This is a genomic window from Cupriavidus taiwanensis LMG 19424 (genome assembly GCF_000069785.1).
In the GTDB taxonomy this organism is placed as follows: Bacteria; Pseudomonadota; Gammaproteobacteria; order Burkholderiales; family Burkholderiaceae; genus Cupriavidus; species Cupriavidus taiwanensis.
Genome location: NC_010528.1, coordinates 218149 through 231791, shown reverse-complemented (window position 1 = coordinate 231791; position 13643 = coordinate 218149). Strand labels below are relative to the sequence as shown.

Sequence of the window (13643 nt, the reverse complement as noted above, 5' to 3'; positions counted from 1 at the left end):
GGCTCGTGGTGGTGTGACGATAACTTGCGACTTCACAGTCGCGGCGGTTTGCTCCCCTCTCCCAGAGGGAGAGGGGAGAAACCAATCGGGATTGGTACGGCCTCAGCTCTTCGAGCACCCCGGCGTAATGCCCTTCTCCTTCGCGTACTGCGCCGCGGTGGCCTTGAACAGCGGGTGGATCAGACCCTTGTTGCCCTCGATCCAGTCTGACACCACCACCCACTTGCTGCCGTCCCACTGCTGGATCTTCACCTTGCCCGAGCCCTCGTGGTTCTCGCAGCTGGTCTTGATCTCCGGCAGCAGGCCGGTGGCGCCCAGCTGCTGCAGCCGTGCGTTGGTCAGGTTCAGGTTCTCGAAGGCCCAGCGCATCTGCTCGCCGGTCATGGGCTTGCCCTTGCCGAACTTGGCCTGCGCCACACGCACCGCTTCCACCGTCACCACCGCCGCCGAGACGCCGCGGTTGTACAGCACCGAGCCGATCTTGTTCTTGTCCTGCATATTGCCCTTGCCGGCGCCGTAGACCACCTTCTCGATATCGGCAATCAGCGGCACGCTCTTGCCGGCCACGTTCCAGGTCGCGCTCATGTAGCCCTTGGAGGCATCGCCGGCCGGCACCGTGTCTTCCTCGGAGCCCGCCCACCAGGAGCCAATCATCTTCTCGCGCGAGAAGCCCACTTTCTGCGCGGCCTTCAGCGCGGTCTGGTTCATCACGCCCCAGCCCCAGAAGATCACGTAGTCAGGGTTCTCCTGGCGGATCTTCAGCCATTGCGCGCCCTGCTCGTTGCCCGGGTGCGCCACCGGGATCTCGACCAGGTTGAACTTGTTGAGCCTGGCCTCGGCCTGCAGCGCCACGATCGGCTCCTTGCCATAGGCCGAGTCGTGGTACAGGTAGACGATCTTCTTGCCGGCCAGCGAGCCGCCGCTCTTGCTGGCCAGGTACTTGACGATGGCCGAGACCTGCATCTGGTACGTGGTCACCAGCGGAAACGCGTACGGGAACACCGAGCCGTCGACCGCGTCGGTGCGACCGTAGCCCATCATCACCAGCGGCACCTTGTCGGCGGCGGTCTTGTCGACCAGCGCGTACGAGATGCCGGTCGACATCGCGTGGTAGGCCGTGCCCTTGGTGGTGGCGTTCTTGGATTTCAGGCGCTCATAGCACTCCACGCCCTTGGCGTTGTTGTACTCGGTCTCGCACTCTTCCCAGCTCAGCTTGACGCCATTGACGCCGCCATCCTTGAGGTTGACGTAGTTCAGGTAGTCGATGAAGCCGCCATACCACGACTGCCCGTTAGCGCCATATGGCCCCACGCGATAGCTCGGCAGCGCGATGAACTGCTCGTTGCTTTGCGCCAGCGCCGGCACCGCCGGCGCCAGCAGTGCAGCCGCGGCGCTGACCACCAGGGCGGCGCGTTGCACGTTGCGGATCAGGTTGGTCATGACAGTCTCCTTCGCCCTCAAGGGAGCGTTTCGTTATGCGTAAGCTTCAGAACTTCACACAGGAACTGCGGTAGTGCAGGCACCCCTCCCGTCAATGAGGGAACGGCCACAGCCTCAGCTTCTCCTTGGCGATCTGCCACAGCCGGGCCAGCCCGTGCGGCTCGACGATCAGGAAGAAGATGATCAGCCCGCCGAACACCATCAGCTGGATGTGCGACACGGTGGCGTTGGTAAAGGGCAGGTGCAGCAGCGAGGCCAGCGGCGGCAGCACGTTGTCCAGGAAGATCGGCAGCAGCAGGATGAAGGCGGCGCCCAGGAACGAGCCCAGGATGCTGCCCACCCCGCCGATGATGATCATGAACAGCACGCGGAACGACAGGTCCAGCGAGAAGCCGTCCGGCTCCACCGAGCCCAGGTAGCAGAACGCGTACAGCGCGCCGGCCACGCCGCAGTAGAACGAGCTGACCGCGAACGCCAGCAGCTTGGTGCGCATCAGCGGGATGCCGATCACTTCCGCCGCCACGTCCATGTCTCGCACCGACATCCAGGCGCGGCCGGTGGCCGAGCGCACCAGGTTCTTGGCCGCCAGCGCCAGCACCGTGACGATGGCCAGCACGAACAGGTACTTCTTCACCGGCGTATCGATGGCGTAGCCGAACAGGTCCAGCCGTTGCGCGGTGATCACGCCCGACGAGCTGTTGTTGGAGAACCAGGGGAACTTGGTCAGCGCCCACACCACGAAGAACTGCGCCGCGAGCGTGGCCACCGCCAGGTAGAAGCCCTTGATGCGCAGCGACGGCAGCCCGAACGCCACCCCCACCAGGGCCGCCGACAGGCCCGCCAGGATAAAGGTCAGCAGCACCGGCATGCCTTCGATGCGCAGCTGGAAGTTATAGGCCGCATACGCGCCCACCGCCATGAAGGCCGCGGTGCCCAGCGACAGCTGGCCGGCATAGCCGGTCAGGATATTCAGCCCCAGCGCCGCCAGCGAGAAGATCAGGAACGGGATCAGGATGGCCGAGAACCAGTATTCCGAACCGACGAACGGGATCGCCACGAAGGCGACCGCCATCAGTACCGCAAAACCGATGCGGTCCTGGCGGATCGGGAAGATCTGGCTGTCGGCCACATAGCTGGTCTTGAACTGGCCCGCTTCACGATAGAACATCTTTGTCTCCTTCCTGCTCGACGGGCTTAGACGCGATCAATGTGTTTCTCGCCGAACAGCCCCTCGGGCCGCACCAGCAGGAACAACAGCGCAAACACATACGGGAACCACCCTTCGATGCCGCCGAAATTGCCGCCGAACATCGACTGGAACACCGGCGGGATGTAGATCTCGGCCAGCTTCTCCGACGCGCCGATGATCAGCCCGCCGACGATGGCGCCGGGCACCGAGGTAAAGCCGCCCAGGATCAGCACCGGCAGCGCCTTCAGCGCGGTCAGCGTCAGCGCGAACTGCACGCCATTGCGCGATCCCCACAGCATGCCCGCCACCAGCGCGACGAAGCCCGCCACGCCCCATACGATCGCCCAGATGTTCTGCAGCGGGATGCCCAGCGACAGCGCGGCCTGGTGGTCGTCGGCCACCGCGCGCAGTGCGCGCCCGACCTTGGTGTACTGGAAGAACAGCGCCAGCGATCCCACCAGCACGCCGGCAATGGCCGCCGCCGCGAGGTCGAACTTGGAGATGACGATGTTGAAGGTGGTCAGGATCGACTCGATCGGCTCGTCGACGATGCCCAGGTTGATCGGGCGCACTTCATTGCCGAACAAGAGCGGCCCCAGCCCTTCCAGGAAAAACGACAGCCCGATCGTGGCCATGAACAGCGTGATCGGCGGCTGGTTGACCAGCTTGCGCAGCACGAAGCGCTCGGTGCTCATGCCCACCAGGATCATCACCACGAAGGCGCCGATCACCGCCGCCCACATCGGCATGCCCTTGTCCATCAGCCCCACCACCGCCAGCGCGGCAAAGTAGACCATCGCGCCCTGGGCAAAGTTGAACACGCCCGAGGCCTTGTAGATCAGCACGAAGCCCAGCGCCACCAGCGAGTACATCAGTCCCGACAGCAGGCCGCCGAGCAGGATTTCAACGAAGAACGTCATGGTTCAGCCCCTCAGTGCGAAGTGCCCAGGTATGCCTTGATCACGTCAGGGTTGCCCTTGACCTCTTCCGGCGTGCCGTCGCCGATCTTTTTGCCGTAGTCCAGCACCACCACGCGGTCCGAGATATCCATCACCACGCCCATGTCGTGCTCGATCAGCACGATGGTGGTGCCGAACTGCCGGTTCACATCGAGGATGAAGCGGCACATGTCCTGCTTCTCTTCCACGTTCATGCCGGCCATGGGCTCGTCGAGCAGCAGCATCGACGGCTCGGCCGCCAGCGCGCGCGCCAGCTCGACGCGCTTCTGCAGGCCGTACGGCAGGCGCCCGACCGGCGTCTTGCGGATGGACTGGATTTCCAGGAAGTCGATCACCTCCTCGACCTTCTGCCGGTGCCGCATTTCCTCGTTGCGCGCCGGGCCCCACCACAGCGCGTGCGCGAACCACGAGGTGCGGAACTGCGTGTTGCGGCCGGTCATGATGTTGTCCAGCACCGTCATGCCCTTGAACAGCGCGATGTTCTGGAACGTGCGCGCAATGCCCTGGCGCGCCGCGGCGGTCGGGTGCATCTGCTTGCGCTCCTCGCCGCGGAACACGATGCGCCCCTGCTGCGGGTGGTAGACGCCGTTGATCACGTTCAGCATCGAACTCTTGCCGGCGCCGTTCGGGCCGATGATGGCGCGCACCTCGTGCTCGCACACGTCGAACGAGATATCGGTCAGCGCCTTCACCCCGCCGAACGACAGCGAGATATGCTGCAGGTCAAGGATCACCTCGCCGCCGGTGCGCGCCTGCGCACCGGTGCGCTGCGCATGGCGCGTACCGGGATGCACGCCGCTGTCATCCGCCAGCCCCGCGGGGGGCAGCGTTCCTGCCGGCGCCATCGCACCGCCACCGCCGGCACCGCTCGCATCGGTGCGTGCCGCGGCGCTCCATTCGCGCTTGCCGGCGCCTTGCCAGGCCACTTGTGTCATGTTGCTGCCTCCACCTGTGCTGTTATGGCTTATGCCGCGCGCGCCGCTACCGGCAGCCGCCTGGCATCCACCAGCTTCAGCGTGGCCGACACGCTGCCCTCGCGTCCGTCTTCAAACTTGACGCGCGTCTCGATGAACTGCTCCGACTTGCCCGCATAGAGCGCGTCGACCAGCACGCCATACTTCTCCGCGATAAAGCCGCGCCGTACCTTGCGCGTGCGGGTCAGTTCGTCGTCGTCCGGGTCCAGCTCCTTGTGCAGTACCAGGAAGCGCGCGATTTGCGATCCGGCCAGCATCGGGTCGTTGGCAAGGTCCGCATTCACCTGGTTCACGCATTCGCCGATCATCTCCAGCACGTCCGGCTGCGCGGCCAGGTCGACGTAGCCGGCATACGGCAGGTGGCGGCGCTCGGCCCAGTTGCCCACCGCCTCGAAGTCGATGTTGATGAAGGCGCAGACCTGGTCGCGGCCGTTGCCGAAGGCCACCGCTTCCTTGATGTACGGGAAGAACTTGAGCTTGTTCTCGATGTACTTGGGCGCGAACATCGAGCCATCGGCCAGCTTGCCCACGTCCTTGGCGCGGTCGATGATCTTCAGGTGGCCGTCGGCATCGATCACGCCGGCGTCGCCGGTCATGAAGTAGCCCTCGTCGTTGATGGCCTCGCGCGTGGCATCGTCGCGCTTGTAGTAGGACTTGAGCAGGCCCACGCCGCGCACCAGCACCTCGCCGTTGTCGGCGATGCGGATTTCCATGCCCGGCGCGGCCGGCCCCACCGAGTCGAACTTGACCTTGCCGTCGGGCTGCAGGCACACATAGGCGCAAGTCTCGGTCTGGCCGTAGAACTGCTTCAGGTTCACGCCGATCGAGCGGTAGAAGCGGAACAGGTCCGGGCCGATCGCCTCGCCCGCGGTATAGGCCACGCGGATGCGGCTCATGCCCAGCACATTGCGCAGCGGGCCGTAGACCAGTGCTTCGCCCAGCGCGTAGCGCGCGCGCTCCGCGACCGGCACCGGCTGGCCGTCGAGGATGGCGGTGCCGCAGCGGCGCGCCACATCCATGGCCCAGTGGAACAGCTTGCGCTTGATCCAGCCGGCATCCTCCATGCGGATCATCACCTGCGTCAGCAGGCCTTCATAAATCCGCGGCGGCGCAAAGTAGTAGGTGGGGCCGATCTCGCGCAGGTCGGTCATCACCGTCTCGCGCGATTCCGGGCAGTTCACGGTGAAGCCGGCCACCATCGCCTGCGCATACGAGAACAGGTTGTCGCCCACCCACGCCATCGGCAGGTAGGACAGCACGTCGTCATCGGCGTTGAGCTTGTCGAAGGCGCAGCCGTTGCGCGCCGAGCCGATCAGGCCATGGTGCGAATGGCACACGCCCTTTGGCTTGCCGGTGGTGCCGGACGTATAGAGGATGATCGCGGTGTCGTCGGGCTGCCCGGCGGCGATGGCCTCGTCATAGAAGCCCGGGTGGGCCTGGTCGAACTCGCGCCCCAGTTCCTGCAGGCGCTCGTACGACATCAGCGACGGGTGATCGTAGTCGAGCAGGCCGCGCGGATCTTCGAAGATGACGTGGCGCACGGCGCGGCCGGACTCGGCCAGCTGCGCTTCGACTTCCAGCAGCTTGTCGACCTGCTCCTGGTCCTCGACGATGGCGAATTCGATCTCCGCATCGTTGAGCACGTAGACCATCTCGTTGGCGATGGCGTCCTGGTACAGCGGCACCGGCACGCCGCCCAACGCCTGCGCCGCGGTCATGGCCCAGTACAGGCGCGGACGGTTGTCGCCCACCACTGCCAGGTTCATGCCGCGCTTGAAACCAAGCGCGGCCAGACCACATGCCAGCGCCCTCACCTGCTGTGCCGCCTGGGCCCAGCTGTATGTCTGCCAGATGCCGAGATCCTTCTCGCGATACGCCGGATGCTCCGGCCGCTGCTGGGCGTGCGCCAGCAGCCATCGCGGGAAGGTCGTCGCCGACGATTCCTGCATCGCTGTCTCCTGTCCCTCCGGCGTGGGGGTCCACGCCCGGTGTCAAGCGCCGGTCCGGTCGTTATACTTGGCTTGCTTTGCCCGGCGGCATCTGCCGCATCGCATCAAGCCCGTCTGTGCCTTGTCTTCAGGGGCCGGGAGAAGCGTCTTCTGCCTTCCCGGCGTGCCCCTGGTGGCACCCGCGGTTCCGTTGTGATCGTACGATAGCCCATGCCAACACCCCCGGTTGTCACGCCGGTGACAATTCCGGGTTAATCCCTACCGGAGCTTCCGCGAGGCCATGCTGAACGATTTTGTCGACCGCTGCGTGTGGGCAGCAGACCTGAGTCCGGAGCAGCGCGAGCGCGTGCGCCGCGCCATGTTCGTGCACGAGTACAGCCAGGGCGACTACGTCTGCCACAAGGGCGACAAGGCGGAGCACTGGCTGGGCGTGCTCGAAGGGATCGTCAAGATCACCACGGTGTCGCCGTCGGGCAAGTCAGTCACCTTCACCGGCGTGCCCACCGGCGGCTGGTTCGGCGAAGGCGCGGTGCTGAAGTCGGAGATCCGCAAGTACGACGTGATGGCGCTGCGCCGCTCGACCATCGCCTTCCTGCCGCGCGACACTTTTCAGTGGCTGCTGGATACCAGCCTGCCGTTCACGCGCTTCCTGCTGACGCAGTTCAACGAGCGCCTGGGGCAGTTCATTGCGGCGGTGGAATATGAACGGCTGCTCGACATCGATTCGCGCGTGGCGCGCGCGGTGTCGTCACTGTTCAACGAGCACCTGTACCCGGGCATCGGCAAGACGCTGGAGATCTCGCAGGAAGAGATCGGCCTGCTCGCCGGCATCTCGCGCCAGCGCGCCAACCAGGCACTCAAGGTGCTGGAACAGCAGGGACTGGTGCGGGTGGACTACGGCGTGATCGAGGTGCTGGACCTCGACGGACTGCGGCAGTACGGGGAGTAAGGTGGGAAATAAGGTGGGAAATAAGGTGGCCAGCGCCATCGACGCCGACACCCTGCGGGCGTATCGCGAAACGCAGTACCGTGTGCTGGGCGACACGCCGATGACGTTGCGCATCGACCAGCGCAGCGCCGCGCTGGCCGCGCTGCACCGCGCGCTGGGCGTGGACTGCAGCGCCTTCATCACCGCGGCCAACCCGTTCAGCCAGCGCTGCGACGATGCCGCCAACGCGCGCCGGCAACAGGCACTGGCAGAGGATCTCAACGCACTGGGACGGCGCGCGATCGAAGCCGCTGGCGAGCATCCCGACAACGGCTGGCCCGCCGAACCGAGTTTCCTGGTGCCAGGGCTCTCGCTGGCCGAGGCGCGGGCACTTGGAGAGACCTACCAGCAGAACGCCGTGGTCTGGAGCGGCGCCGACGCGGTGCCGCGACTGGTGCTGTTGCGCTAACCGGGCCGACCCGGCCCGTCGGCGCCGTCGTCAGGACGATCAGTGGCCATGGCCGCGATGGCCATGGTGACCATGGCCGTGGTGGCGATCGTGGTGATGCCGGTGGTGATGGTGCCGGTAATGATGATGATGGCGGCCGCGCCATTCATGCCGCCCATACCAGCGCCGTCCGTCCCAGTACCGGTCGCCATGCCAGCCGTGATAGCGCGGCGCATACACCACGGGAGGCGGCGGCGCCACATAAACCGGCGCCGGCGCGGCATAGACCGGTGGGCCGATATGCACCCCCACATCCACATGCGCCATCGCCGAACGCGCCGCCAGCAGGGACATGAGGCCAGCGAGCAGCGCTGCAAAAAGAACCGGGTGAGCCATGATGCGGTGTTGTTGTAAACGGAATGGGTGCACTGTACCGCGCATTCCTGTTACCAGATGCGGCGGATTGTTTCGGTATATAACGCGGTGTAAGCGGGATTACGGGAAGCATGGTCCTGAGGAGTTCTTGCCCTCGGAGGCAGTTGTAGAGTTTTGCTTTACAACTGAATGCTCCGCCAACTCGCCATCCGCCAACACGTTCTTGATGTGCTGGCCATTGTGCCGCTAGCGTGTCGATGGGCACCACAAACGGAAAAGGCCGGCGCTGACCCGAAGTCCAGCCGCCGGCCTCGCTCAGACCAGACCGCCCACTGAAAGTGGCGGGTCCAGGTCCGACTTACTTGCTATACACGTACACCCCACGCCCCGTCTTGCGCCCCAGGTAGCCCGCAGCCACCATCTCGCGCATCAGCATGGCCGGACGGTACTTCGGATCGGCGAACTCGGTGTACAGCACTTCCATCACCGCCAGCATGGTGTCCAGCCCGATCATGTCGGCCAGCGCCAGCGGCCCGATCGGGTGGTTGCAGCCCAGCTTCATGCCTTCGTCGATCTCTTCCGGCGAGGCCAGGCCTTCGCCCAGCACGCAGAAGGCCTCGTTGATCATCGGGCACAGGATGCGATTGACGACGAAGCCCGGGCTGTTCCTGACCGTGATCGGGTACTTGCCCAGTTGCTTCGACAGGGCCTCGACGGCGGCGTGCGTCGCGTCGCTGGTCTGCAGGCCGCGGATCAGTTCGACCAGCGCCATCACCGGCACCGGGTTGAAGAAGTGCATGCCGATGAAGCGGTCCGCGCGCGCGGTCACCGCGGCGAGCTTGGTGATCGAGATCGATGAGGTGTTCGACGCGATGATGACGTTGTCGCCGACGATGCCGTCGATCTGCTTGAGGATCTTGACCTTGAGGTCGTAGTTCTCGGTGGCCGCCTCGATCACGATGTCGGCGGCCTTGAGGTCGTCATATGACGTGCTGCCTTTGATCCGCGCCAGCGCGTCGGCCTTCTGCGCCTCGGTCAGCTTTTCCTTCTTGATCAGCCGGTCCAGGCTGCCCGACACCGTGGCCACGCCCTTCTGCACGGCGGCGTCGCTGATGTCGACCATCACCACGTTCAGTCCCACCACTGCGCAGGCCTGGGCGATGCCATTGCCCATGGTGCCGGCACCGACGATGCCTACAGTCTTGATTGCCATCTTGTCTTCCTCTGCTTGCTTGGTTGAATGCTTGGATGCGTGGTTCAGGGCGCCTGCTCGCGCAGCGCGGCGATGATGCGTTCGGCGTGCCCCTTGAGCACTTCCGGCTCTTGCATGTCGCGCGCGTGGCCGCGCAGCGACTGGTCGTTGTAGCGCGGCACGATGTGGAAATGGACGTGCGGCACGGTCTGGCCCGCCGCGGCGCCGTTGAACTGGCCGATCGAGATGCCGTCGGGGTTGAAGGCCGCGCGCACCGCGCGCGCCACGCGCTGGGTGGCGACGATGGCGGCCTGGGCGCCGCGCTCCGACAGGTCGAACAGGTTGACCGCGGCTTCCTTGGGCACCACCAGCGTATGGCCGTCGGCCTGCGGCATGATGTCCATGAAGGCAATGGTGTCGTCGTCCTCGTACACCTTGATGCACGGCATTTCGCCGCGCAGGATCTTGGCAAAGATGTTGTTCGGGCTGTACTGGGTGTCCATGGTCTTGTGTTGCGGTTGTCTCGGAATTAGTTGCCGCCAGCGCTATGGTGCGGCCAGGGTGCGGCGCAGCATTCGAGTGTAACGCAGGGCGGCCCTTCACCGCGGCCGCCCTGCGCGATTACCGGTCAGCACGTGGATCGGGGTCTACATATTGCGCCGGTATTGCCCGCCGACCTCGAACAGCGCATGCGTGATCTGCCCCAGTGAGCAGACCCGCACCGCGTCCATCAGCACCGCGAACACGTTCTGGTTGTCGATCACCGCCTGGCGCAGCCGCTGCAGCATCGCCGGGGCTTCGTCGGCATGCGCCTGCTGGAACGCCTGCAGGCGCTCGAGCTGGCTCTGCTTCTCGGCCTCGCTCGAACGCGCCAGCTCCAGCTTCTGCGGCACCGGGTCGCCGTCCGGATTGCGGAAGGTGTTCACGCCGATCAGCGGCAGCGTGCCGTCGTGCTTGAGCTGCTCGTAGTAGAGCGATTCCTCCTGGATCTTGCCGCGCTGGTAGCCGGTCTCCATCGCGCCGAGCACGCCGCCGCGCTCGGCGATGCGCTCGAACTCCTGCAGCACCGCTTCTTCCACCAGATCGGTCAGCTCCTCGATCAGGAAGCTGCCCTGGTTGGGGTTTTCGCACTTGGCGACGCCCCACTCGCGGTTGATGATCAGCTGGATCGCCAGCGCGCGGCGCACCGATTCGCCGGTGGGCGTGGTGATGGCCTCGTCGTAGGCGTTGGTGTGCAGCGAATTGCAGTTGTCGTAGATCGCGATCAACGCCTGCAGCGTGGTGCGGATATCGTTGAAGTCGATCTCCTGCGCATGCAGCGAGCGGCCCGAGGTCTGGATGTGGTACTTCAGCTTCTGGCTGCGCTCGTTGGCGCCGTACTTGTCGCGCATGGTCACCGCCCAGATGCGGCGCGCGACGCGGCCCAGCACGCTGTATTCGGGGTCCATGCCGTTGGAGAAGAAGAACGACAGGTTGGGCGCGAAATCGTCGATATGCATGCCGCGCGCCAGATACGCCTCCACATAGGTAAAGCCGTTGGACAGCGTGAAGGCCAGCTGCGAGATCGGGTTGGCGCCGGCCTCGGCGATGTGGTAGCCCGAGATCGACACCGAATAGAAGTTGCGCACCTGGTGGTGCACGAAGTACTCCTGGATATCGCCCATCACCTTGAGCGAAAACTCGGTGGAGAAGATGCAGGTGTTCTGGCCCTGGTCTTCCTTCAGGATATCGGCCTGCACCGTGCCGCGCACGTTCTGCAGTACCCAGGCGCGGATCTTGGCCTCTTCGTCGGCGGTGGGATCGCGGCCGTTGTCGGCGCGGAACTTGTCGAGCTGCTGGTCGATGGCGGTGTTCATGAACATCGCCAGGATGGTCGGGGCCGGGCCGTTGATGGTCATCGACACCGAGGTGCTCGGGCTGGTCAGGTCGAAGCCGTCGTACAGCACCTTCATGTCGTCGAGCGTGGCGATCGACACGCCCGAGTTGCCGACCTTGCCGTAGATATCGGGACGCACGTGCGGGTCTTCGCCGTACAGCGTGACCGAGTCGAACGCGGTCGACAGGCGCTTGGCCTCCATGCCCTGGGACACCAGCTTGAAGCGCCGGTTGGTGCGGAAGGCATCGCCCTCGCCGGCGAACATGCGCGTCGGGTCTTCGTTCTCGCGCTTGAAGGCGAACACGCCGGCGGTGTACGGGAAGCTGCCGGGCACGTTTTCGCGCATCAGCCACTTCAGCACCTCGCCGTCGTCCTCGAAGCGCGGCAGCACCACCTTGCGCACCTTGGTGCCTGACAGCGTGGTGGTAACCAGGCCGGTGCGGATCTCCTTGTCGCGGATCTTCACCACGTATTCGTCGCCGCTGTAGGCCTCGCGCATCTGCGGCCACATCGCCAGCAGCTTGCGCTCGACCTGGCCCAGCGCAGTGTCGCGCTCTGCGGCCAGCGCGTCCAGCGCTGTGCCATCGCCTTGCGCGGCCTGCAGTATGCGGCTGGATTCGCGCAGCTGCTGGCGCTCGCGCGCGATGCGGCTCTGCTCCGCCACGCGGCGGTGGTAGGCGCGCACGGTGTCGGCCAGCTCGGCCAGGTAGCGGCTGCGCGCCGGCGGCACGATCACGTTCTGGCCGGTGGAGATGCGCCCCGACAGGACCGGCAGCGTGCCCGCACCCACCTTCAGGCCATGACCGGCCAGCGCCTCGCGCAGGCCCTGGTACAGCATGGTGACGCCATCGTCGTTGAAGCGCGACGCCTGGGTGCCGTACACCGGCATGTCCTCGGGCTTGCCGTGCCATTGCTCGCGGTTGCGCTGCACCTGCTTGGCCACGTCGCGCCAGGCATCCTGCGCGCCCTTGCGGTCGAACTTGTTGATGGCGACGAAGTCGGCGAAGTCCAGCATGTCGATCTTCTCGAGCTGGCTCGCCGCGCCGAACTCCGGCGTCATCACGTACAGCGACAGGTCCACGTGCGGCACGATCGCGGCGTCGCCCTGGCCGATGCCGGAGGTCTCGACGATCACCAGGTCGAAGCCCGCGACCTTGCACGCGGCGATCGCATCGGGCAGCGCCTGCGAGATCTCGGAGCCCGCCTCGCGCGTCGCCATCGAGCGCATGAAGATGTTCGGGTGGTTGATCGCATTCATGCGGATGCGGTCGCCCAGCAGCGCGCCGCCGGACTTGCGCCGCGACGGGTCGATCGAGATCACGGCGATCGACAGCGCATCCTGCTGGTCCAGCCGGAAACGGCGGATCAGCTCGTCGGTCAGCGACGACTTGCCGGCACCGCCCGTGCCGGTGATGCCGAGCACGGGAACCGAGGCCTGCTGCGCCTGCGCATGCATCGCCGCCATCAGCGCCGCATCGGCCTTGCCGTTTTCGAGCGCGGTGATCAGCTGCGCCAGCGCGCGGCGGTCGCCGGCGGCGACGGGGTCGAGCGAGGTCGGCGCGTAGCGGCTCAGGTCCAGGTCGCAGCGCTGCACCATGTCGGCAATCATGCCGGCCAGGCCCATGCGCTGGCCGTCCTCGGGGCTGTAGATGCGGGCCACGCCGTAGGCCTGCAGCTCGCGGATCTCGTCGGGCACGATCACGCCGCCGCCGCCGCCGAACACCTGCACATGCTCGCCGCCCTTGTCGCGCAGCAGGTCGACCATGTACTTGAAGTACTCGACATGGCCGCCCTGGTAGCTGGAGATCGCAATGCCCTGCGCGTCTTCCTGCAGTGCCGCGGTCACGATCTCTTCGACGGAGCGGTTGTGGCCGAGGTGGACCACCTCGCAGCCATGCGACTGCAGGATGCGGCGCATGATGTTGATCGAGGCGTCGTGGCCGTCGAACAGGGATGCCGCGGTGACGAAGCGGACCTTGTTTGCCGGGCCGGTGCCGGGCTGCACCGGCTTGGGCTGGGGCGCGCCGCGGCGCACATCATGGACATCGGAAAGGTCGGTCATTGTCTCCACCGTGTCGGGTGTTGGCTGCGACCGCGGCGTCCGCCGGCGCCGTTCTGTGCCGGCTTGGCTGGAAACGCGCGGGCTGCGCCCCGGGGTTGGGGCGGATCGATTGTATGACGTTGACGTTAACGTAAATCAATGGGGCGGAACCCGGACGGCGGGGCGCCGGCGTCCTTCTAGAGTAGGTGTCCGCGGGCTACGGACAAACAAAAGGCCACCGTGTCGGTGGCCTTTGCGACGCATCCTGATTG

11 protein-coding genes are annotated in these 13643 nt (G+C 65.7%); 2 read left to right on the top strand and 9 right to left on the bottom strand.

Features of this window, described 5'->3' with window-relative positions; translation table 11 throughout:
• Positions 1-102: 102 nt before the first annotated feature.
• The 5 genes from RALTA_RS01135 to RALTA_RS01115 all read right to left on the bottom strand — a co-directional run bounded on the left by RALTA_RS01135 (position 103) and on the right by RALTA_RS01115 (position 6511).
• Positions 103-1440, bottom strand: a complete 1338-nt coding sequence (locus RALTA_RS01135; protein WP_025583357.1) for an ABC transporter substrate-binding protein — start codon at positions 1438-1440, stop codon at positions 103-105.
• 91 nt (positions 1441-1531) lie between these two features.
• Complete coding sequence (locus tag RALTA_RS01130; protein WP_012351568.1) at positions 1532-2608, bottom strand: branched-chain amino acid ABC transporter permease; 1077 nt, start codon at positions 2606-2608, stop codon at positions 1532-1534.
• Between the two features lie 26 nt (positions 2609-2634).
• Positions 2635-3549: a branched-chain amino acid ABC transporter permease gene (locus tag RALTA_RS01125; RefSeq protein WP_012351567.1), complete on the bottom strand. Its 915-nt coding sequence runs from the start codon at positions 3547-3549 to the stop codon at positions 2635-2637.
• Between the two features lie 11 nt (positions 3550-3560).
• Positions 3561-4523, bottom strand: coding sequence for an ABC transporter ATP-binding protein (locus RALTA_RS01120; protein ID WP_012351566.1), 963 nt, complete (start codon positions 4521-4523; stop codon positions 3561-3563).
• 29 nt (positions 4524-4552) lie between these two features.
• Positions 4553-6511, bottom strand: coding sequence for an AMP-dependent synthetase/ligase (locus RALTA_RS01115; RefSeq protein WP_012351565.1), 1959 nt, complete (start codon positions 6509-6511; stop codon positions 4553-4555).
• A gap of 280 nt (positions 6512-6791) precedes the next feature.
• Here RALTA_RS01115 and RALTA_RS01110 point away from each other — a divergent pair, with 280 nt between their 5' ends.
• A complete protein-coding gene (locus RALTA_RS01110) occupies positions 6792-7460 on the top strand; it encodes a Crp/Fnr family transcriptional regulator (protein WP_012351564.1) in 669 nt (222 codons plus the stop codon).
• Positions 7461-7485: 25 nt separating this feature from the next.
• Positions 7486-7908, top strand: coding sequence for a DUF3293 domain-containing protein (locus RALTA_RS01105; protein WP_041232038.1), 423 nt, complete (start codon positions 7486-7488; stop codon positions 7906-7908).
• A gap of 39 nt (positions 7909-7947) precedes the next feature.
• Here the strand turns inward: RALTA_RS01105 and RALTA_RS30730 are convergent, their stop codons facing one another.
• The 4 genes from RALTA_RS30730 to icmF all read right to left on the bottom strand — a co-directional run bounded on the left by RALTA_RS30730 (position 7948) and on the right by icmF (position 13392).
• The gene (locus RALTA_RS30730; RefSeq protein WP_081479461.1) at positions 7948-8283 is read right to left on the bottom strand and encodes a hypothetical protein; all 336 of its coding nucleotides are present in this window, start codon (positions 8281-8283) and stop codon (positions 7948-7950) included.
• Positions 8284-8620: 337 nt separating this feature from the next.
• The gene (locus tag RALTA_RS01095; protein ID WP_167330451.1) at positions 8621-9523 is read right to left on the bottom strand and encodes a 3-hydroxybutyryl-CoA dehydrogenase; all 903 of its coding nucleotides are present in this window, start codon (positions 9521-9523) and stop codon (positions 8621-8623) included.
• A complete protein-coding gene (locus tag RALTA_RS01090) occupies positions 9520-9957 on the bottom strand; it encodes an HIT family protein (RefSeq protein ID WP_012351560.1) in 438 nt (145 codons plus the stop codon). Before RALTA_RS01090 ends, RALTA_RS01095 begins: the two co-directional genes overlap by 4 nt.
• Positions 9958-10101: 144 nt before the next feature.
• Complete coding sequence (icmF, locus tag RALTA_RS01085; RefSeq protein ID WP_012351559.1) at positions 10102-13392, bottom strand: fused isobutyryl-CoA mutase/GTPase IcmF; 3291 nt, start codon at positions 13390-13392, stop codon at positions 10102-10104.
• Positions 13393-13643: the final 251 nt, after the last annotated feature.